Genomic DNA, 22,312 nt, shown 5'->3' on the forward strand with positions numbered 1-22,312 from the left:
TTTATATGAAGATTATCATGCGTTAACGAAGTATCTTTATTATCCATTGTATAATCCCTCCTACTTATTCTCATGATTTGTAAAAAATAAGAGCTGCAAGAAATTATTATTCTTGCAGCTCATAAATACAGCAAAGGCAAACCCCTATTAGAGGCATAGCGAGTATATATTTTCTGAGCGAAAAAACAATTAATTTCTTACATATGCACAACAAAAAAGTGGTATTGTACGACCCCACGACTTTATTATGCTTGGTAAAACCAGCAAGAAAAATTAATCATCTTTTCAGCTCCTATCATCATATTTGCTCAGATTATATCACACTTGCTTTCATAATGCAACAAACAGTTCAAGTCAATCTATGGCATAATAAGAACAATCCTTATATATCCTAAGTTTTCAACATAATAGTCTGCAAGTTCCCTTAAGGTATTTAGCCGTTGTTCACTCCTTTTAATAGATAACTTGTTAATATAGTCTTTATACCTAGTTCTTCTGCACCCATTAATTCATCAGAACCACCATTGCCAATAAAAATACATTTTCATGTTTTATCATCCATGCTACTAAGAGTAATTTAAACTCCCATTCTTTTATTTATTATTTTGTCACAACATAATAATAAACAATGACCTACTTTATTATGGTAAGTCCTATTTTATAATGCTTATACAAAAAAGTCTACGTCATTTATGATAAGGTTCATCGTTTCTAATCCTAGAAATTTTATAGTAATTATATTATAACCTTACACTGATAACTGATCTCCATTTATATCTAACATTTTGCCTACTATTTCTCAATAATGCTATTTATAAAATCTATCATTCCATCCTCAACTTCATCCCTAATGTCACGATAGTTATGGATTTCATGTCGTTTTCCAGGATAAACTTTTGTTTTTACCTTATGTCCTGTTTCTGCAAGCCAATTAGATACAGCATAAACGCCTTCTCCATACTGACCAACTGGATCTTGATCTCCAGCCATATTATAAACAGGAATTGATGTTGGTACTTTTTCTGCCCACTGTGTTCCAACAATACTGTCCATCATTTTAACAAAATGATGCAATGAACGTACATTAGGTGGTGTTTTAAAATTATTGAATGGATCATTTGCATGGTCTGCTACCACATCAGGATCACCACAAATCCAGTCATTTGCTGTAGTAACATTTTCACAACGCTTTGTCATCCAACCTAAAAGCTTGTCCAAAGAAGCAAGATCAATTTCTTTACCCTTACCTTCATCTATTTCTTTTTCCAAAACAGGTACAAGTTCAGCTGCATTTGGGAACACACCTGAAGTTCCACACAAAATCAAACCATCCATTCCTTTTCCATAAGCAGCAGCATAACATCTGGCAATCATGGAACCCATACTGTGTCCATACATGAAATAAGGTAAGTTAGGGTATTCTTCCTGTACAATTTTACGAAGAGTATGTTCATCTTCTGTCATTGTCATATAACCTTTATCGCCCCAATCACTCCAGTTGCCTGAATCACTGGCTGTCTTTCCATGTCCTACATGATCATCTGCTGCAACTACAAAACCTGCCTCATTCAGCTTTAATATCATATGTAAATATCTACGTGAATGTTCTCCAAAACCATGTACAAGCTGAACAATTCCACGTGGTTTACGAATTGGAGTATAAATCCACGCTTGCACTGTGTCTTGTTCATTAAATGACTTAAAACTTTTTTCTTGAAATGACATAATAACCCTCCCCTTAAATAAAATTATATACTAATTATACCTTCTTTTCCCTATACATTCAATCGTTTACAATGTTATAAGAATTTACACATACATACTTTCAAATGTCTTAATAACAATAATTCATGATCAATATTTTTTTAAAAGACGCCATAGATGAGTACGGCTTATTCCAAGCTTCTGTGCAGCTAAAGTTTGATTTCCTTTGCACTCTGATAAAACTTTTAAAATTTGATTTTGTTTTAAATATTCTAAAGAGCCTACATTTTCATCTTTATAATGCATAAAATCTCCAAGCTCCTCTTTAATTAATTCATCTGTTATTTCATCTTCAGCAAGCACTACAAGTCTCTCTGTGATATTTTCCAGTTCTCTTATATTACCTGGCCAATTATACTCTTTTAATATATTTATTGCTTTTTCAGATATCTTCACTACCTTATTGAATCTAAAGCACATGATATTTAAAAAATGCTTAAAAATAGTTCCTATATCCTCTCTTCTTTCCATCAATGTAGGAACTCTTACACTTAAAATATTCAAACGATAATACAAATCACTTCTAAAATTTCCTTTTTCAATTTCTTTAAGCAAATCTTTATTTGCAGCAGCAATTATGCGAACATCAATGGGAATGACTTTGTTAGATCCTAATGGCCTAACCTCCCTTTCCTGAATAACCCTCAGCAATCTTGCTTGAAATTCAACGGGCAGTTCTCCAATTTCATCTAAAAATATGGTTCCACCATGAGCTTCAGTAAATAATCCCGTCTTACCTTTTCTGCTTGCACCAGTAAAAGCACCTTCTTCATAACCAAATAGTTCACTTTCTATCAAGTTTCCAGGTATTGCACCGCAGTTTAAAGCTACAAAGGGACCATTTTTTCTCTTACTAGATAGATGTATTCCTTGAGCAAACATTTCCTTACCCGTACCACTTTCACCAACAATTAGCACTGTACTATCAGTGACAGCATATTTTAAAGATTTCTTCTTAATATTTTGTATTATCTCGCTTTCACCTATGATGTCTGAAAGACTGTATTTTGCTATATATCCCTTATCTCTAAGGTTACTGCGGATTTTTTGTTCATATTCTTGAATTTTCGCAGCATCTTCAAAGGTAGATACTGCACCCACTACTTTCTCATCTACAATTATTGGAATATCATTGGTGAGTATTTCAGTTTTACCTATATTGTGTAATTGACTTAGTATTGGCATTCCTGTTTTAACTACATCAATAAGCTTTGTATTTGACATAAAATTAATGATATCTTTTCCTAAAATATCTTTTTCAATAATACCAGTTATTTTCTCCGCTCCAGGATTGAAGGTAGTAACTTTACCTTCTTTATTTATGGAAATTACACCTTGATTAATGTGATTCAAAATAGCCTTGAATTGTTCAGCCTTTTCTTTTTCCTTTCGACTAACCTCAAGTATCCTTACTGCTTCCTTTATACTTTTCTCTATTGCCGCTTCCCCTGTCTCCAGATGCACAGTATGAATTCCAAACTTAGAAGCTATATTTTCAGCTACTGTTCCACCCAAAATAGAATCTATCTTCCCCCCTGAAGCAATTATTTTTTTAATATATGACTCTCCTTCTTCTTCATGTTCAATATGGTAAGCTTTTAAGTTTATATCTAAAATAGGCCCTATTTGCTGAACTTCCTCTACTAAACTTTTAAAGCCTAAAACAACAATATTCTTTCCATACTTTTTAGCAAGAGCAATAGTACTAAATATATCATAGGAAGAAACTATCATTTCAACTAAAGCTACAGAAGGAACCTCTTCTTTTAAAATTTTAGCAGTTATCCCCCTCGATATTAAAACTTCCACACCCATATGTTCTGATTTTTTTGCTACTTCAACAGCTTTATCTATTAATCCTAATTGAACACTAACCTCTTTATATTTTTTAGCAACTCTTTTAGATATTTTTAAAATGTCGCTGTTAGGAGCAACTATAAGAATAGGTTTCATATGAATTTCCTCCTGGATTAACAAAATCATTATTAATATATTATAGTAAAAGTAGCTATTTTGCAAAAGTTGATTAGCTTAACAATAACATGTAAATAGGAATAACCAGTATACTAGATATAGTTGTTATAATTGTATTGATTGCAGCATAATCATAATCGGCATTATAGCTTTTTGAAACTATAGCAGTATTAGTCATAACTGGCATTGCAGCTTGAATTACAAATACTTTTTCCATAAGCAGAGGGATGTGTATAAAAATACACAACACATAAACCAGCATTGGGGAAACAAGGAATCTTCCTAAAAATATTGCCAGCATGTCAAGACTGAATTTAAATTGCTTTAAGTTGGCAAAATAAATAGTTATACCTATAAAAAGCATAGCTAAAGGTGTTGTTAAATTACCAAAATATTTACAAGTATCTAAAATAAATTTAGGCAAATGAACATTTAATAACACAAGAGCAGCTGCTATTATAAAGCTTATAAGTGGTACAGACATAATTCTCTTTACTGTAGCAAGTGAAAAAATATCAGCTTTACCAGATTGTCCATCTTTACTAATTTCATATGCACCAATAGTCCAAAAGAAAGCAGTATTAGCTATATAGTATAGAAGCACATAAGGTATACTTTTTTCTCCAAACAAGGCCATATTTACTGGAAGCCCAATAAACATTGTATTAGATACAAAAAACATTGATCTAAAAATGCCAATTCGCCCTTCTTTAACCTTAATGACCTTAGAAACCAATACAGCAACCAAATAGCAAAGTGCCATAGATGTAAATGGAACAATTAATCCTTTACTTAAACTAATCAATTTATCCTTATCAAAGTTTTCACTAAACTGAGAAATCATAAGACAAGGAATAGCTAAATTACATACTAACTTTGAAAAAGCCTTAGAGATTTTTTCATCAAACCATCCTTTATGAGATAAAATCAATCCTGCTGAAATCATTAAAACAATGCTGAAAACACTACCTAAGGCATTTAAAATTACCATTTTATATCCTCCTCTTTTGTAAAATATACATTATAAAAAACAGAGCAATAATTATGCCAACCATATCTTTATATAAACATTTTCCATTATACACTGTTTTATAATGTATTATATATAGGCAAGTCCCCTAACCCATGATCTTTGCCTCAAAATTATCTTCATAAAATTTCTTTATAACGCTAAAAAAAATTGTTACATATAGTAACACAGCATTACTATATGTAACAATTTATGAACTATAAATCAAATTAAAAAAGCTACTTCTTAATGTATTGAATACTAAAATTCCTCGTCTTATAAGAAAGTCTTATAATCCTCATAATTTTTTTTCAAAAGCTCTGGAGTATTCAATCCATATGGACATTTACTCATGCATTGATTGCAGTGAAGACAATCTTCAATTTTTCTCATTTTTTCCTGCCACTCTTTAGAAAGATTCATTTCCTGAGGAGCTCTACGAAGAAGAAGGCTCATCCTTGCACAATTATTGATTTCAATTCCAGCTGGACAAGGCATGCAGTAACCGCAGCCACGGCAGAAATCACCAGCAAGCTCTTTTCTGTCATATTCAATTTTCTTCTTCATATCTTCAGTTAAAACAGGAGGCGCATCATTGTAGGACAAGAATTCATCCAGTTCACTTTCCCTCTGCATTCCCCATATTGGTGCAACATTATCAAATTGTGCAAGATATGCATAGGCCGTAGAAGAATCTGTAATAAGTCCTCCTGATAAAGCTTTCATTGCAATAAAACCCATATTATTTTTCTTACAAGCTTTCACCAATTCCACATCTGCATCACTTGCAAGATAAGAAAATGGAAATTGTAAAGTATCATATAAATTTGATTCTATAGCTTCTTTTGCTACTGATAATCTATGATTTGTAATTCCTATAAATCTTATTTTCCCTTGTTTTTTTGCCTCTAGCATTGCATCATAAAGTCCAGATTCATCACCTGGTTTTGGACAAAAAGCTGGATTGTGGAACTGATATATATCTATGTAATCCGTCTGTAAATTCTCAAGACTCTGATTTAAATCCTTCCAAAAATCCTCTGCTGTTTGAGCTCCTGTCTTCGTACTAATAATAATCTTGTCTCTAGTATAACAAAAAGCAGCACCAAGCTTTTCCTCACTATCTGAATACCATCTAGCAGTATCAAAATAATTGATGCCATTATAAAATGCTTTCTGCAATAAATAAACAGCATCTTTTTTTGTAATACGCTGGATAGGAAGTGCTCCAAATCCATTTTTACTTACAACTAATCCTGTTTTTCCTAATGTTACATTATCCATTTAATTCTACCCCCTTCTCAACATATAGTTTACCACTTAAAGTTAACTCTAAGTCAAGCATTTTTAGGGCACCTATTAAATTTAACTATTTATCTATTTTAAATCTCTCTGCAGTTTCATAAAATTTTTGTGCTTGCCTCACATCTCCATTTTTTTCACGAACTATTCCAATTAGATAATATACCTCTGAACAAGAAGGATTTATAGATAAAGCCTTCTTCAAAATATTATATGCATCTTCATTCTTTCCAGCTTCAATTAATTCTTTGCTATGCTTTAATAAGCTTTCTAAATCATCCATGTTATCATCATTATTAAAAATTTCATTTAGCACTGATTTAACTTTTTCTGCAGTAAAAGGCTTCTGCAAATACGCTACAGCTCCAAGTCTTGTACAATCCACTGCATTCTTAACTGTAGCAAATGCAGTCATAATTATTACAGGAATATCTATTCCCATTTCCCTCATTTCTTTTAAAACAGAAGTTCCACTTATTTCAGGCATCTTTATGTCCAAAAATACCAAATCAAATTTTTCAGTATTTAACAGCTCCATTGCTTCATGTCCACTTTTAGCTGTAATGACTTCATAATCATTTATTTCAAGACATGTAGTAAGTAAAGTTCTAATGTTTTTAGTATCATCCACTACTAATGCTTTTTTCATAAATACCTCCTTTATAGCTTAATCATATATAGGAAGAGTAAACGTAAATTTGCTTCCTATATCTAATATGCTCTCACACCAAATTTCACCACCATGAGCTTCTACAATTTCCTTTGCAATGGCAAGACCTAAACCACTGCTTCTCATTTCTAAATCTCCATCTTTCACTTGAACAAACTTATCAAATATTATCTTCTGGTATTCCTCAGGAATCCCTACTCCTGTATCTTCAACTGAAATATACATTTTCTTGTCCTTTACCACTGCTTTTATGGAAATTTCATCTCCAGCATTGACATATTTCAATGCATTTGACACTAAATTGTTCAAAGTCCAGGATATTTTTTCTGCATCAATTGTTATCTTTGGAAATTCTTCATCTCCTTCATAATACAGATTTACTTCTTTAGATAGTGCTTGATCGTTGAATCTTTTTATACAATTTTCAATTACTCCAATAATAGAACATTGTTCCATACTGAATATAGCTTTATCTGATTCAATTTTAGAAAGTTGAAGTAACTCAGTTATAAGACTAGAAAGTCTTTCTCCATCATCTTTCATTGTATCTACAATTGTTTCCTGCTTTTCATTTAGAACTCCTATTTTTTTATCTGTAATCAAACTCAAGCCCATCATTATTGAAGTTAAAGGTGTCTTCAATTCATGAGATATAGTTCCCATAAAATCCGTTTTTATTTTTTCAAGTTGTTTAAGTTTAGTAACATTTTGGAGCAATACAACTATTCCATATGCTTTTGAATCCCTATCTTGTATAGCTGTAGAAATAATATTAAAATAATAATCATTTCCATTTACTTTAATATTCATTATCTTTTCTGATCTTTTTTCATTATCTTCTTTGTAAACACTAGATATATATTCGTATAATTCTCCATTTCTTATACCTTCTAGAAAATGTTTATTTAAAACATCCTCTTCCTTTATCCCGAAAATATCTTCACAAGCATTGTTCAGCAAAATCATCTTATAATCTGTATCCAAAACAATTAAGGGATCAGATATGCTCTTTACAATAGCTATAGATTTGTTTTTTTCCTTTAAAAGCTTCCCCTTATTACTATATTCAAACTGCTGAAGCCTCTTTGTCATATTGTTAAATTCACGAGATAAAAGTCCTATTTCATCACTTGATGCTACAGATATTTCTTTATATAATTCCCCTTCTTTAACAGACTTTATACCTTCTGTAAGTGTATATATTGGTTTTAAAAATTTGTTTATAAAAAATGTTGATATGAAGAAACCTCCTATTACCGCAGCAGAGGATAATCCTAAAATTATATACATTATTACTATAGTATCATTAGTTACTTTATCTTTTCCTCCAAACATAGCCTTTTCATTTAAGGAAGATAAACCCTTTAACTCAACTTTTAAATTATTATATAAAGTTATAATTTGTTTATTGTAAAAATCAAAAGCTTTATCTGTTCCCTGCTTGTTCTTTATTGCTTGCAACTTTGAAAACAGCACCATATATTTAGTGTAATCCCCATTGATCTTGGCTACATAATCCTTTTCTCCTGATTCTGTTATATTATTAGCTTCAATATTATACCATTTGTAAAATTCATCACCATTTTTATAAAAGGAATCAATTCCTATTTGCTCATTGTTAAGATAATTTAATATGTCCATATTCTGTACATCAATAGCTTCAATCATATTATTCACTGCATTTATACTTTTATAATTGTTTATCATCAATCCATCTATTGATTTACTAATTACATGAAAACTAAGTACAGAAGTAAAACCTACTATTGCAATCATTAAAACAAGACATATATATACTACTGAAATTTTACCCTTAAGCGTTTTTATCATACATCCTCCAATCCACCACTACACTTTGCATTTACTCATCAGTATAAGATTATAATTAACTAAGGTCAATTGTTAGAACGAACATTAAATTGAGAAAACAGCAAATATACCTACGACTTTACACAATAATTAAGTAAGATTACATTTAATAGATAGGAAAATGTAAATTTAGCCTATTTTCAAAACTTCAGCTAAAAAATTATAAGAGATATAATTATTCTAATACTAGGAATTTTATGTTTACAATTATTTATTCATTATAGAGGTGAAATGAAATGAGTAAGGATGAAAAAAAAGGCTTTTTCAAAACTCTGTTTGTATCTTTTACAAAGCATACTTTAGAGGGAAAAAATACACAAGCAAAAAGTCTCAACAGCACTACAGATAAAAGAATTGCTAAGCTTATAACGAAAAAGGGAAATATTAAATTAATAAATGCTTGTGACTTAAAAAAAGGAAATATAATTATTGCTGAAGCTAACGATATTATTCCCATTGATGGAGAAGTAATTGAAGGACTAGCACTTGTGGATGAATCCTCAATAACTGGCGAATCTGTACCTGTTATAAAAGAAGCTGGTGAAGAGTTCAATCTAGTGATAAGTGGGACAAGAGTTATGAACAACTGTCTTAAGATAAAAGTTACTGAAGCTCATGCAAAGTCCTATTTTGATGAAATAGTTAATGTTTCAGAAAATAAAGCCATTTAAAAAAGCCTCTTTACATTTGATTTTAATCTAATGTAAAGAGGCTTTTTTAGAGGACAATTGTCCTCTGTCCTCTAATAAAAACTTTGTATATGCAAAGGTTAAATTAAATTTTGTTTAAGACTGTTGCTATTTCTATATTTACTTTAAGAACGTTAACTCTAGGTTCTCCAAACATTCCTAAAGCTTTTCCTTCAGTATATTTGTTTACAATGCTTTGAAGCTTAGTCTCACTTATACCTGTAGCTTTTGAAACAGCAGGCATCTGTATCTTTGCTGACTCAGGACTTATATTCGGATCAAGTCCTGAACCTGAGCTTGTAAGTAAATCTGTAGGTATATCTTCTTTCTTTACCCCAGGATGAGTTTTTAAAAAATCTGCTATATCCTTTTGAACTCTATCAGCTAATGCTTTATTTGATGGCGCAAGATTTTGTGATCCAGAAGACACTCCACCATATGCAATTTTACCACTTTTATCAGGCTTTGTATCTGCTTCAGTATAGGTATTATAGTTAACTGCTGAAACTCTTCCATGGAAAAATCTTGGATCGGTAAAACTTTGACCAATTAGCTCAGAGCCAACCTCTTTTCCACCCACAACTATCATACTTCCATTAGCCTTTTTATTCAAAACAAGCTGACTTATTCCTGTCATGGTTAACGGATATATTATTCCACATAAGATCATGAACACAACACTTATGAGAATTGATCTTTTTAATGTTTTCATGATTTCAATCTCCTTTTATAAAATCAATAAATTAACTTAAATTCAAGATTCTTAACAATGGTGTTATAATTAAATCTATTACTTTAATACCAAGAAAAGGCACCACCATTCCACCAACACCAAATACCATCATGTTTCTAAGTAGAAGCATTTCTGATTTCATAGGTTTATACTTTACACCTCGCATGGCAATAGGTATTAATGCTGGAATTATTATAGCATTAAATATTAATGCTGAAAGTATTGCACTGGAAGGCGTTGATAATCTCATAACATTTAAAATCTGCATTTGAGGTATTGCTACAGTAAATATGGCAGGTATTATGGCAAAGTACTTGGCAACGTCATTTGCAATACTGAAGGTAGTTAATGCTCCTCTTGTTATAAGGAGCTGCTTTCCAATTTCAACAACCTCTAATATCTTTGTTGGATCAGAATCTAAGTCAACCATATTCGCTGCTTCCTTAGCTGCTGTAGTACCACTATTCATAGCAAGACCTACATCTGCCTGAGCAAGGGCTGGTGCATCATTAGTTCCATCACCTGTCATGGCAACTATTTTCCCTTCACTCTGTTCCTTCTTTATAGCTTCTATTTTGTCTTCTGGTTTAGCTTCTGCTATAAATTCATCAACACCAGCTTCTCTGGCAATTGTTTCTGCAGTTAAAGGGTTATCTCCTGTACACATTACAGTCTTTATACCCATTTCTCTAAGTCTTGCAAATCTTTCTACAAGACCAGGCTTTACTGTATCCTTTAAATATATAACTCCATATATTTTATTATCTACACATACTACCAGTGGTGTACCACCTAACTTTGAAACTTTAGTTAGATTTTCATCCAAATCTTTTGGAATTTCACCACCTGCTTCAACTACAAATTTCTTAATTGAATCTTGTGCTCCCTTTCTAACCTTTCTTCCATCCTTCAAATCCACTCCACTCATTCTGGTTTGAGCTGTAAATTCTATAAAATCTAAATTTTCATACTTGGCTGCTTCTACTTTAGTTCCCAGCTTATTTCCAAGCTCAACTATGGATTTTCCTTCTGGAGTATCATCTTTAAGTGAAGATATTACAGAGTAATCAATAAGCTCTTCAATTTTAGCATCTGAAACTGGGATAAATTCAGCTGCCAATCTATTGCCATAAGTTATAGTACCTGTTTTATCAAGTATCATTGTATTAACATCACCACAAGCTTCAACTGCTTTACCTGACATAGCTATAACATTAAATCTTGTTACTCTGTCCATACCAGCAATACCTATAGCTGATAAAAGTCCTCCAATAGTTGTAGGTATAAGGCATACAAGCAGTGCAATCAATGTGGATATAAGAATTTTAACACCTGAATACATAGCCATAGGATAAAGAGCTACCAAGACTATTAAAAATATTAATGTTAAACTAACAAGTACTGTGTTTAAAGCTATCTCATTTGGTGTCTTTTGTCTGGATGCACCTTCTACTAGTGCAATCATCTTATCAAGAAAGGATTCACCAGGTGTAGCTGTTATTTTAACCTTTAACCAGTCACTTACAACCTTAGTTCCACCAGTAACAGAAGCAAAATCTCCACCAGCTTCCTTCATAACTGGTGCAGATTCTCCAGTTATAGCCGATTCGTCTACAGAAGCAAGTCCTTGTATGACTTCACCATCATTAGGAATTAATTCCCCTGTTTCAACAAGAACAATATCTCCCTTTTTTAATTCACTTGCACTTATTACTTTTACATTTTCCTTGTTATCTAAAAGCTTAGCCATAGTGTCTTTACGGGTTTTCTTTAAGCTTTCCGCTTGTGCTTTACCACGTCCTTCTGCTACAGCTTCCGCAAAATTTGCAAAGAGAACAGTTATAAATAGAATTAACGCAACAATTAAATTATAGGTTCTTAAATTATTACCAGTATCCCCAAATATGGCTGGAAAAAATGTTAGCACTAATGATATAAAGAAGCCTATCTCAACAACAAACATAACTGGATTCTTAATCATATATTTTGGATTTAACTTTCGAAAAGATTCAGCTACAGCTTCACCAACTATTTTCTTGGTAATAAATTTATTTTTTTTATTATTACTCATACCAAATACTCCTTCTTTAATATTTACAAAATTTATCTTACCTTTGAATTTAATGTATAAGTGTCAAGTGCTCTGCTACTGGACCAAGAGCAATGGCTGGTAAGAATGTCAATGCACCAATTATCAAAACAATAACCACTAAAGTTATTGAAAACATGGCATTATCAGTTTTAAAGGTACCAGCAGTTACTGGTATAGCTTTCTTAGAAGCTAAAGACCCTGCCACAGCAATAAGAATTATCATGGACAAATATCTTCCAAGAAACATTACTATTCCTGCTGTAGTATTCCAAAACATTGTATTGTCCGATAACCCTTCAAATCCAGATCCATTATTGGCTGCAGAAGATGTAAACTGATAAACTACTTGAGTTAGCCCATGAAAACCAGGGTTTGATATACCAGCTAATCCTTGAGGAACAATTAAAGCTAGTGCCGAAAACATGAGTATTAAAAAAGGATGTATTATAATTGCTAATGCAATTAACTTGATTTCTTTTCCCTCTAACTTCTTTGACAAAAATTCTGGTGTTCTGCCTACCATAAGTCCACATAAAAACACTGTTAATATGGCATACATAATCATATTCATAAAACCTACACCTTTTCCACCAAATACTACATTCAACATCATATTAAATAATGGTACTAACCCACCTAAAGGCATTAGAGAATCATGCATATTATTTACAGTTCCTGTTGTAAAAGCTGTAGTTACAGTTGTAAATAGTGACGACTGGGGTATACCAAATCTAACTTCTTTACCTTCCATATTTCCCATAAACTGATTAAGGCCTATATGTGCCAAAATTGGATTTCCTGCTTTTTCTGCTAAGTAGCAAACTGGAAGCACAAGTAAAAACAATATGCTCATAGCTGCAAATATTGTCCAGCCCTGTTTCTTATTCTTTAACATCAATCCAAAAGTATAAACTATAGCTCCTGGAAGAATCATCATTGACAATAATTCAATTAAATTTGATATAGGTGTTGGATTTTCAAAGGGATGAGCTGAATTAGCACCAAAGAAACCTCCACCATTTGTACCTAAATGCTTTATTGCTTCAAGCGCTGCAACTGGACCTAAGGCTATGTCTTGAAGTTTACCTTCTATAGTAGTTATGGTGTGAGTGCCAGAAATAGTTTGTGGTACTCCTTGAGCTACTAGTAACAAAGTGACTATAACTGATAGAGGAAGAAGAACTCTAGTTATAACTCTAGTTAAATCTACAAAAAAATTACCAAGAGTCTTTTGCCTTCCAATAATTCCTCTAATAAATGCCAGTGCTGCAGCAAAGCCAGTAGCAGCAGAAGTAAACATCATAAATATAATGACAAGCATTTGACTTAAATGAGATAATCCTGATTCTCCACTGTAATCCTGCAAATTAGTATTTGTCATAAAACTTATAACTGTATTAAAAGTAAGTGATTGTTCCATTCCTGGAATTTTATTTGGATTTAAAATAAGACTTCCTTGTGTTCTCAAAATTATATAAGCTAAAAGTGTCATTACACCGTTAACTACAATAATAGAAATTATATATTGCTTCCAGGTCATTTCTTCGGACTTGTCTATTCTACAAATCTTATAAATAAAATTGTCTATTATATCAAAGAAACCATCACCAAAAGCTTTTTCTCTTGTACTCACCTTATAGAGATATTTACCCATAGGAACTACTAAAAGCACAAATATCACCAAAGGTATTATTATTTGTAATACTTCCATTAAAGTTTCCTCCTAAAACTAATATTTTTAAAATTTTTCAGGGTTAAAGAGTGCATAGCATAAATACACAAATAGTAAAATAGTTATTATAATTAGTATCCACATTTTTTAATTCCTCCACATATTAATCCTTCTTATTTTCAATTTGCCTATCACACCATTCAATAAAAAACTTCAAGGCTATAAAACCTATAAATAGTGCTGCAACAAATATAATATCCAACATACTTGGCAACCTCCTTTATCTATTAAAATACTAATTTTTAATACATTCACCCCCAATGCATATCCAGATTATACTTTCATTAACGTAAAATTTAAAATTTAATATTAATCTTAATTTAAAAAACTCCAATTTATTAGGAACAATTTAAGCAAAATATACCTATAATTCTTAGTAGTTTTTAGTGTTCTCTCAATTTAACCTTATTATTCCCCATTGACAATAAACGGAAAAAGGAATAAAATGATTATGTTTATTATTTTAATATATTTCAATATTCTGATTTTTAGTTCATGTAGAAAGTATTGATGCAAAATATATAAAAGTTTTATAAAAAACCATGTATAAATTGGGAAAACACTTCCCTTTATATACATGGTTTTTATTAATTGCTCAACTTTTACATTTTAGGCAATTTGCCTATTCTAATATAATAATTATTAAAATCAAAAAAATATTAGAATTAACTATTTATTTAATCCTAATTACATCTCACATCATGGATAACATTTTAATTATTTTCTCATGGAATTTTAATTAACTTACCAAAGATATTATAATTACTAATTGTAAATTACTTAACATAATGGAAAGGGGTATTAAATAAATGAAAGGTTTAACACTATCTATAATTATAATAATCCTATTAGCATTTTTATTATCTAGTGATTGTCACTCAAATCCTTACTCTGGTAAATATTTTTGTCAGACAAGCACTTCTATAATCTTAGAGTTAAAAAAAGATAACAATTTCGTTCTAGTAAATACCTTTGGTAAAGATGAAGAAAGTGTATACGGTAAATATTCAATTGAAGATAACAAAATAATACTTATACCTAATAATTCCTTTTCTTGCTTATTCAATAATAAACATATAAATGGGAAAGTAGAAGGAACAAGAATTTCATTTTCAAATTTTTCAAGCAAAGGAAGCCTTGTATTCAATAGACATTAGCTATCTACAGGTTTTATCTAAAAAGGGATTGTTTCATTAAGAATAAATATACAATAATATTTATTCTTAGTGAAACAATCCCTTTTTTTATGTTAAATCATTTGGTATAACATGAACTTCTATATCTCTTGTATGCTTCAGTAGTCTTGTAACCGTGGAACCTCTTAATAGAGTTTCTAGTTTTGTTCTTGTACTATGTCCAATAATAATCTGTGTTATATATCTTTGAGTTGCAAATTGAGCTAATTCCTTTGATATGCTCTTTCCAGTCAAATTTACAACTTCTGCACCTAGCTGCCTTGCTAATTTAAAATGGCCCTCTAAGGTGGCTTCATCTTTTTCAGTGATTTTTGGTGCAAAAATTCTTTTACTATTTATATTAACCACAATCCATTCACATTTAAATCTCTTTGCTATCCTAGCACCTCTTCGGATAAGTTTTTTAGATGTTGGACTAGGACTTATGCACACCATTACCCTTTCTATCACATGCCAGTGTTCTTTAATTCCATGTTCTTTTCTATATTCCTCAAGATCTTCATCAACTTCTTCGGCAGTTTGACGGAGAGCAATTTCCCTAAGCGCATTTAAATTGCCTAATCTAAAAAAGTTTTTAAGAGCTCTAGCAATATTTTCATTTTTGTATACATATCCTCCTTTAAGTCTATTTTGTAGAGCTGCTGGTGCAATATCTATTACTACTACCTCATCTGCTTTTTCTATAATTTTATCTGGTATAGTTTCCCTCACAGTAATACCTGTAATTTGCCTTATTACATCATTAAGACTTTCTAGATGTTGAATATTCAATGTAGAAACCACATTTATTCCTTGACTTAAAATTTCTTCAACATCTTCGTATCTTTTTTTATTTCTAGATCCTGGTACATTGGTATGTGCCAACTCATCTATGAGCACAGTATCTGGTTTTCTTGCTATTATAGCCTCCGTATCCATTTCTTCCATTACTACATTGTTATACTCAATACTCTTTCTAGGCACAGCTTCCAGATTACCTATTTGACTTTCTGTTTCTTTTCTCTGATGAGACTCTAAATAACCAATTATTATCTTTTCTCCTTTGTCAAGCCTGCTATTGGCATCATTGAGCATAGCATAGGTCTTTCCTACACCTGGGGCATAACCTATATATATTTTTAAACTTCCTCGTCCTTCCTCCCTTAACTTCCTTAATGCTTCTTCTGGAGTAGTCCTCTTATAATCATTCTTCATTTACTTCAACCCCTAAAATAACTATAATTTTTGTTTTTAATGTTAGTTTTCATTTTTTATATATTTAAGAAATCCATCTTCCATAATTAAATTAAGCTTTTCTATTTCATATAAATAATCCACATAGGATTTTAACATTCTTTCTATAACGTAATATTTATATACATCATTTATATTGATATGAAATCTTTTAATGACAACTTTCATAATATCTTCTATAGTCATAGCTTTATCTATTACTTCATATACTCTCATTGCCCTACTTTCATAAAAATCAATGTTATCGCTTATTAGTTTTTTAATATTATCATACATTCCTTTATGTGCCACCACATATTTACTGTAATTTAAGTCATAAAGCTTTGCCTTGCTTTTCATGTCTTCACTTAATATGTAAGCATAAGGCATCTTTGCTCCTCTCATTACTTCATAGCTTATAAGAGAATCCCCCATATATGCAACATCATCAGGTGTTATAATACATATATGTGCAGGACTGTGGCCAGGTGTATGAAAAATTTTAAAATTAACCCCACATATTGATACATTATCTTGATCTTCAGCTATGCTGATATCTGTTTTACAAACCATATGTCCAAAGTGTTCTTTTACTTCCTTCAAGGTTTGACTTCCATAATAAACCTTAAGATTGACCTCAGAACTGCAAATATTTGCTTCATAAGCAGACATAGCAATTATACAATTATATTTATTTTTTAAATATGTATTGTTTCCAATATGATCTATATGAGCATGACTGTTTAAAATAGCTCTAACCTTAAAATTATTGCTTTCCAAAACTTCCTCTATACCTTCACGCTCTCCATTTTTCCAACCTGTATCCAGCATAATAATTTCTTCATCACTAATTTTATAAAAGGGTATGTAAGTCATTCCAGTATCAATGCAATAAGTATTTCCTTTAACTTTTAATATCTCCAATTAAATTTCTCCTTTGCAGCAAGTAATATTATAGTTAGATTACCTCAAATTTTATTTATTTGCAATTTTTAATGCTATTTTCCATAACCTTTTCCATTAGCTTTTGAAAAACATCACATTCTATATCACTTAAACCTTCTGTTATTTTGCGATGCCACTGGTCTTTTATTTCTAATATTTTGGGATAGATAGTGAGTGCCTTATCTGTAGGAAAAATATTAAATGCACGTCTATCATTTGAATTTGTAATTTTAGTAATAAAGCCATTTACTTCAAGCTGAGATAAAACCTTTGCTACAGTACTCTTATCTATAATCAATTGTTGAGATAATTCATCCTGAGTGTAACCTGGATTTTTACAAATACAAACTATATACATAAATTGTCCACTGCTAATTCCTATTTTTTCAAGTTGTTCTGTATAAAATATTTGTGCACGCCTGTGTGTCACAGAAATATATTTTGATAAATTTTTCATAATAGTTCTCCTAATTTCAGTTTTGTATGCAACTTTAATTTTAAAGTAACAAAACTTTCATGTCAATTATACCCTAATAATAGGAGTAAATCCTACTAAATATTGACACTAACATAATAGAACATTATAATAATAGTTGCATACGAAACTATTATTATAGGTAAAATTTTTAATTAGGAGGCATTGCTAATGTCAAAGCTTAAAATAATTATAAGATATTTTATATTCATATCTGGTTTATTTTTTATGGGTTTAGGAATAAGCTTAACCTCAAAATCAGGTTTAGGAACCTCCCCCATTAACAGTTTGCCCTATGTACTTTCTATGATATTTCCTCTTACCGTTGGACAATTTACTTTTTTATTGAGTATTCTATTTTTTCTTGTGGAAATAATTGTTTTAAGAAAAGATTTTCCCAAGGAACAATATCTTCAATTATTGGTAGGTCCATTTTTTGGTTTTTTCGTTGATTTAGGAATGAGCATTTTTGAATTTGTAAATCCTACTGCTTATTTAGTAAAAATACTTGTTTTGCTTTCAGGCTGTTTTCTTCTTGCCTTAGGAGTGTATTTACAGGTTATTGCCAATGTAATTATAAATCCAGGAGAAGGTGTTGTAAAAGCTATTTCCAATAAATTCAGCAAAAAATTTGGAAATATAAAAATTGCTCTTGATTCCACCCTATGTATAATTGCAATAATAATTTCACTTTTTACTTTTGGGAGTATAAAAGGAGTACGTGAAGGGACAATAATTTGTGCTGTACTTGTAGGAAATATCACAAAAATATATAGCGCTATTTTTCAATATTTTAAATCTAGAAATGCTATATGTATAAATAAAAATTCTGAAAGCAATCAGAGTGCATAACCTAATTGCTTTTAACTCCTCTCAATTTATTTTTTAGTATAAATCTAATTTTCCTTTTATCTTTTCTTTATATTGTTCACCCCAAGCCCACATGGAGTCAAGTATAGGCTTTAGACTAACCCCGTCTTCTGTAAGTGAGTATTCAACTCTTGGTGGGACTTCAGCATAAGCTTTTCGGCTAACTAATCCATCATCTTCCATCTCTCTTAACTGCTGAGTTAACATCTTTTGACTTATGGTACCTATTGATTTCTTTAACTCACCAAAACGTCTAGTACCCTCCATAAGGTCTCTTAATATTAACACCTTCCACTTTTCACCAATGAGTAAAAGAGTAGTTTCAACAGGACAAGCAGGTAATTCTTTTTTCATAAAATTTCACTTCCTTTTTTCATATTAGACAGCTGTACTTACTACCTACTAATAACAAATTATGCTTGAAAGCCTTGTAATAACTAAATAGTTACCTATAGGTACTTATATTACTTCAAAGTGCTTACTTGCAAAAGTATACTATGGAATTTATTATATAATTGTAGCCGGCAAAAATCAATGAATTTAAAATTATTAACGTTAATGAAGGTAATTCCTATATAAATAACTGAAATATAACGAGGAGATATTAAATATGAATGAAGTAGTAAAGTTTTTAAGTGAAAATCCAGTACAGTATCTTGCAACAGTGGGCCGTGATGGAAAGGCAAAATGTCGTCCTTTCATGTTTTGTCTTGAAAAGGATGGTAAACTGTGGTTCTGCACTAATAGTACTAAAGATGTTTATAAAGATATGAAGGAAAATCCTTACATTGAAATTTCTGTTTCTAGTCCTTCCTATGCATGGATTCGTCTAAATGGTAAAGTTGTGTTTGAAAACAATATGTCTGTAAAAGAAGATTGCATGAATAATCCTATTGTAAAGGGTCAGTATCAAACTGCTGATAATCCAATATTTGAAGTATTCTATCTTGCAAATGCAAAAGCTGTTATAGCTGATTTTTCTGGTAATCCACCTGCAGAATATACTCTTTAATTTGGCAAATTACATTATATCATAGCCATGATATAATGTAATTTCTTAACTTCTAATAATTAGTGTAACTCTCATAATACTTAATTAATAAAAAAATTCATATTTTAGGATAAGAATCAAAATTGTCAGTGTCATAAGTTAAATATTTTTGTATAGTATCTAGTACTATGGGAATACCTTTTTTAATTTTTTCTTCATTTGTTTTACTTATGCTAATTCTAAAATAATTATCAGTTCTATATTCTCTTAAAAAACAAGCCCTTGTATCTAGCAATTGTATATTTTTATTGGATAATGTACTTATTATTTTGTCATATTGCAACTTACTATCTGCATAAATGCAAGCAAAATATCCTGATTTAGGGACATTGTATTGTATTTTAGATTGTTTAAGTGACGAAAGAGTGTTTTTTAAGCAGCTCATTCTATCTGAATACAACTTGCTTATTTTCTTTCTGTGTTTATCAAGCATACCGCTTTTTAAATAAACTTCTAAAGCACCTTGAGACAATATTGGGCTATTCATATCTAACCATTTTTTATATTCCAGGAAAGTATTTATGAGTAGTTTAGGCAATATAGTTGCTGCAATTCTTAAACCAGGCATAAGAACTTTAGAATAACTTTTTAAATAAATTACCTTTGAAGAAGTGTCATAAGCAAATATTGGATCAGATTTCTTGTCCGTTTCTAAATCGGCCATAATATCATCTTCAAGAATATATACATTATATTTTTCAGCCATTTTTGCAATTGCCTCTTTTTCCTGTCTGCTATATGAATTCCCCGTTGGATTGTGAAATCTAGGAATGGTATAAAAAAATTTAATGTTGCCGTATTTAAACAGTTTTTCTAGTTCTTCAAGATTTATACCATTAAAGCCTCTTTCAATTCCCACGCTGGGAATATTATTCAATTCTAGTGCTCTAATCATTCCATAGTAAGTTGGCTGTTCCACTAAAACCTTAGAGTTTCCATTGGGAAATGGCATATTTGTTAAAATGTTTAGTGCTTGTTGAGAACCTGTGGTTATAACAATATTTTCAGGCTTGGTAAACACTTGATATTCCTCTAGATGACTAGTTAAAATCTGTATTAATGAATTTAATCCCCTTGGATTAGAATATGTAAACAAATTTTCTTTATACAGTTCTATGGCATTATTCAAGCAATGTTGAAATTTTTTATAAGGCAAAGACTCAATATCTGGAGATCCTGATGAAAAATCAATTAAAGGATTATCCTGTGAATTACTATTAAAAAGATCGCTTTCCAATACATAATACCCACTTTTCGATAAGGAATAAACTATATGTTCCTTTTCAAGTTCAGTATAAGCTTTTAAAACTGTACCAATACTACATTCAAATAATTCTGATATCCTTCTCAGTGAAGGCAGTTTTTTCTTTGCTTGTAAATTTCCGTTTGAAATTTCACTTTTAATATATTTAACAATTAGCTGATACTTTAGCAATTTAAACATCCTCCTTGATTTTGTACTATAACAGATTGAAGTTTTATAAATTGATACTGCAATTATACTATAATATAATCAAAATATAAATCGTATAAAAATACAGAGGAGGCATTGCTATGAAACAATTAGAAAAGAATTGTAAAGTTGCTCTTGTACAAGCATCACCTGTTATGTTTAATAAGGATGCAACTATTGATAAAGTTGTTCAGGAAATTCTTGAAGCTGGAAAACAAGGTGCCAATTTAATTGTTTTTCCTGAATCTTTTATTCCTTGTTATCCATATGGAATGACCTTTGGCTTTACTGTAGGCAGTCGTACTGAAGAAGGCAGAAAGGATTGGAAAGTTTATTATGATAACTCTGTCATTGTACCAAGTGCTGATACAAACCGTATTGCCAAAGCAGCTGGTGAGGCAAATGCTTATGTAAGTATTGGTATCACAGAAAGAGATATCAATACTTGCACTCTTTACTGCACCAATCTGATTTTCTCACCAGAAGGAAAGCTTGTTAGCAAACATCGCAAATTAAAGCCAACTGGTGCAGAACGCTTCATCTGGGGAGATGGTTATGAAGGTGCCTTTCCTGTCATTGATACTCCATGGGGAACCATGTGCAGCTTGATTTGTTGGGAAAATTATATGCCTTTGGCACATGCAGCTCTTTATATGAAGGGAGTTACACTTTATCTTGCTCCTAATACAAATAACAATGAAGAATGGCAAACTACAATACGCCATATAGCAATAGAAGGACACTGTTATGTAATCAATGTAAATCAATATGTAACAAAAGATATGTATCCTGATATTTTCCATTGTCCAGATGAAATAGCAAAATTGCCAGAGGGTGTTCTTACTGGCGGCAGCTGCATTGTGGACCCATTTGGACATTATGTTAAACAACCTGTATGGGATAAAGAAGAAATTATTTATGTAGATATCGATATGGAACAAGTTCCTCTTAGCCGCATGGAATTTGATGTCACAGGCCATTATTCACGCCCAGATGTTCTAGAACTTGTTATTCATGAAAACTAAAAAAATCTGTTTTATTTAAGTAAACTTTCATACATAGAATTTTGAGTTAATATAAGTACATTGCAGCACAACTTTTTAGGTGGAGTCCGCATTGAATATATGGTGTATAAAAGCCAACCGTTCATTAAGGAAGTCTAATGCCTAAAATTTAATTATTTGCATACACTTGAAGTTACTAGTTTGAATTTTAACTTTTATGCAGTGATATATGATAAGGGTGTCATCACATTAGCTAAATTGTTTTAGTATTA

At 31.0% G+C, this 22,312-nt stretch carries 20 protein-coding genes; 5 read left to right on the forward strand and 15 right to left on the reverse strand.

Translation table 11 applies throughout. The features are described from left to right. Positions 1 to 792: 792 nt before the first annotated feature. The 6 genes from Q6H37_RS18000 to Q6H37_RS18025 form a co-directional block, all read right to left on the reverse strand. Entirely contained in the window at positions 793 to 1,725 is a 933-nt protein-coding gene (locus Q6H37_RS18000; RefSeq protein WP_318734837.1) for an alpha/beta fold hydrolase, read from the reverse strand. 129 nt (positions 1,726 to 1,854) lie between these two features. Next, positions 1,855 to 3,717, reverse strand: coding sequence for a sigma 54-interacting transcriptional regulator (locus tag Q6H37_RS18005; RefSeq protein ID WP_318734840.1), 1,863 nt, complete (start codon positions 3,715 to 3,717; stop codon positions 1,855 to 1,857). Between the two features lie 73 nt (positions 3,718 to 3,790). Continuing rightward, positions 3,791 to 4,729: an AEC family transporter gene (locus tag Q6H37_RS18010; RefSeq protein ID WP_318734842.1), complete on the reverse strand. Its 939-nt coding sequence runs from the start codon at positions 4,727 to 4,729 to the stop codon at positions 3,791 to 3,793. A gap of 294 nt (positions 4,730 to 5,023) precedes the next feature. Further along, a complete protein-coding gene (locus Q6H37_RS18015; protein WP_318734845.1) occupies positions 5,024 to 6,031 on the reverse strand; it encodes an aldo/keto reductase in 1,008 nt (335 codons plus the stop codon). 85 nt (positions 6,032 to 6,116) lie between these two features. Then, positions 6,117 to 6,698, reverse strand: a complete 582-nt coding sequence (locus Q6H37_RS18020) for a response regulator (RefSeq protein WP_318734848.1) — start codon at positions 6,696 to 6,698, stop codon at positions 6,117 to 6,119. Positions 6,699 to 6,716: 18 nt separating this feature from the next. Continuing rightward, entirely contained in the window at positions 6,717 to 8,549 is a 1,833-nt protein-coding gene (locus Q6H37_RS18025; protein ID WP_318734850.1) for an ATP-binding protein, read from the reverse strand. 275 nt (positions 8,550 to 8,824) lie between these two features. Between Q6H37_RS18025 and Q6H37_RS18030 the strand changes: the two genes are divergently transcribed. Continuing rightward, entirely contained in the window at positions 8,825 to 9,259 is a 435-nt protein-coding gene (locus Q6H37_RS18030) for a hypothetical protein (RefSeq protein WP_318734852.1), read from the forward strand. 103 nt (positions 9,260 to 9,362) lie between these two features. Here the strand turns inward: Q6H37_RS18030 and Q6H37_RS18035 are convergent, their stop codons facing one another. Genes Q6H37_RS18035 through kdpF form a run of 4 tightly spaced genes read right to left on the reverse strand, consistent with a single transcriptional unit; the run spans position 9,363 to position 13,918 of the window. Beyond that, positions 9,363 to 9,989, reverse strand: a complete 627-nt coding sequence (locus Q6H37_RS18035) for a K(+)-transporting ATPase subunit C (RefSeq protein ID WP_318734854.1) — start codon at positions 9,987 to 9,989, stop codon at positions 9,363 to 9,365. Positions 9,990 to 10,020: 31 nt separating this feature from the next. Then, positions 10,021 to 12,081, reverse strand: coding sequence for a potassium-transporting ATPase subunit KdpB (gene kdpB / locus Q6H37_RS18040; RefSeq protein WP_318734856.1), 2,061 nt, complete (start codon positions 12,079 to 12,081; stop codon positions 10,021 to 10,023). Between the two features lie 49 nt (positions 12,082 to 12,130). After that, on the reverse strand, positions 12,131 to 13,813 hold the full coding sequence (gene kdpA, locus Q6H37_RS18045) for a potassium-transporting ATPase subunit KdpA (protein WP_318734859.1): 1,683 nt from the start codon (positions 13,811 to 13,813) through the stop codon (positions 12,131 to 12,133). Positions 13,814 to 13,840: 27 nt separating this feature from the next. Beyond that, on the reverse strand, positions 13,841 to 13,918 hold the full coding sequence (kdpF, locus tag Q6H37_RS29595; protein ID WP_084572196.1) for a K(+)-transporting ATPase subunit F: 78 nt from the start codon (positions 13,916 to 13,918) through the stop codon (positions 13,841 to 13,843). Positions 13,919 to 14,643: 725 nt separating this feature from the next. Here kdpF and Q6H37_RS18050 point away from each other — a divergent pair. Then, positions 14,644 to 14,991 carry a hypothetical protein gene (locus Q6H37_RS18050; RefSeq protein ID WP_318734862.1) on the forward strand — a complete coding sequence of 116 codons (348 nt, stop codon included), beginning with the start codon at positions 14,644 to 14,646 and terminating at the stop codon, positions 14,989 to 14,991. 87 nt (positions 14,992 to 15,078) lie between these two features. Here Q6H37_RS18050 and Q6H37_RS18055 read toward each other — a convergent pair whose 3' ends face one another. From Q6H37_RS18055 to Q6H37_RS18065, 3 genes are read right to left on the reverse strand one after another with little or no spacing between them, the layout of a single operon-like run. Further along, positions 15,079 to 16,224 (reverse strand): universal stress protein, encoded by a 1,146-nt coding sequence (locus tag Q6H37_RS18055; protein WP_318734866.1) that lies wholly within the window; start codon positions 16,222 to 16,224, stop codon positions 15,079 to 15,081. A 42-nt stretch (positions 16,225 to 16,266) separates the two neighbouring features. Beyond that, complete coding sequence (locus tag Q6H37_RS18060) at positions 16,267 to 17,166, reverse strand: MBL fold metallo-hydrolase (RefSeq protein WP_318734869.1); 900 nt, start codon at positions 17,164 to 17,166, stop codon at positions 16,267 to 16,269. 55 nt (positions 17,167 to 17,221) lie between these two features. Further along, positions 17,222 to 17,644 carry a MarR family winged helix-turn-helix transcriptional regulator gene (locus tag Q6H37_RS18065; RefSeq protein ID WP_318734871.1) on the reverse strand — a complete coding sequence of 141 codons (423 nt, stop codon included), beginning with the start codon at positions 17,642 to 17,644 and terminating at the stop codon, positions 17,222 to 17,224. Positions 17,645 to 17,833: 189 nt separating this feature from the next. On the opposite strand from Q6H37_RS18065, the gene Q6H37_RS18070 reads away from it, so the two are divergent. Further along, positions 17,834 to 18,514 (forward strand): YczE/YyaS/YitT family protein, encoded by a 681-nt coding sequence (locus tag Q6H37_RS18070; RefSeq protein ID WP_318734874.1) that lies wholly within the window; start codon positions 17,834 to 17,836, stop codon positions 18,512 to 18,514. Between the two features lie 33 nt (positions 18,515 to 18,547). Here the strand turns inward: Q6H37_RS18070 and Q6H37_RS18075 are convergent, their stop codons facing one another. Further along, complete coding sequence (locus Q6H37_RS18075) at positions 18,548 to 18,886, reverse strand: helix-turn-helix domain-containing protein (RefSeq protein WP_318734876.1); 339 nt, start codon at positions 18,884 to 18,886, stop codon at positions 18,548 to 18,550. 256 nt (positions 18,887 to 19,142) lie between these two features. Here Q6H37_RS18075 and Q6H37_RS18080 point away from each other — a divergent pair, with 256 nt between their 5' ends. Continuing rightward, positions 19,143 to 19,544, forward strand: a complete 402-nt coding sequence (locus tag Q6H37_RS18080; protein ID WP_318734878.1) for a pyridoxamine 5'-phosphate oxidase family protein — start codon at positions 19,143 to 19,145, stop codon at positions 19,542 to 19,544. A gap of 97 nt (positions 19,545 to 19,641) precedes the next feature. Here Q6H37_RS18080 and Q6H37_RS18085 read toward each other — a convergent pair whose 3' ends face one another. After that, entirely contained in the window at positions 19,642 to 21,027 is a 1,386-nt protein-coding gene (locus Q6H37_RS18085) for a PLP-dependent aminotransferase family protein (protein WP_318734880.1), read from the reverse strand. A 110-nt stretch (positions 21,028 to 21,137) separates the two neighbouring features. Here Q6H37_RS18085 and Q6H37_RS18090 point away from each other — a divergent pair, with 110 nt between their 5' ends. After that, positions 21,138 to 22,061 (forward strand): carbon-nitrogen hydrolase family protein, encoded by a 924-nt coding sequence (locus tag Q6H37_RS18090; protein ID WP_318734882.1) that lies wholly within the window; start codon positions 21,138 to 21,140, stop codon positions 22,059 to 22,061. Positions 22,062 to 22,312: the final 251 nt, after the last annotated feature.

Origin of the sequence: Clostridium sp. JS66, from assembly GCF_033561535.1 — a bacterium.
Taxonomy (GTDB): Bacteria; Bacillota; Clostridia; order Clostridiales; family Clostridiaceae; genus Clostridium_AM; species Clostridium_AM carboxidivorans.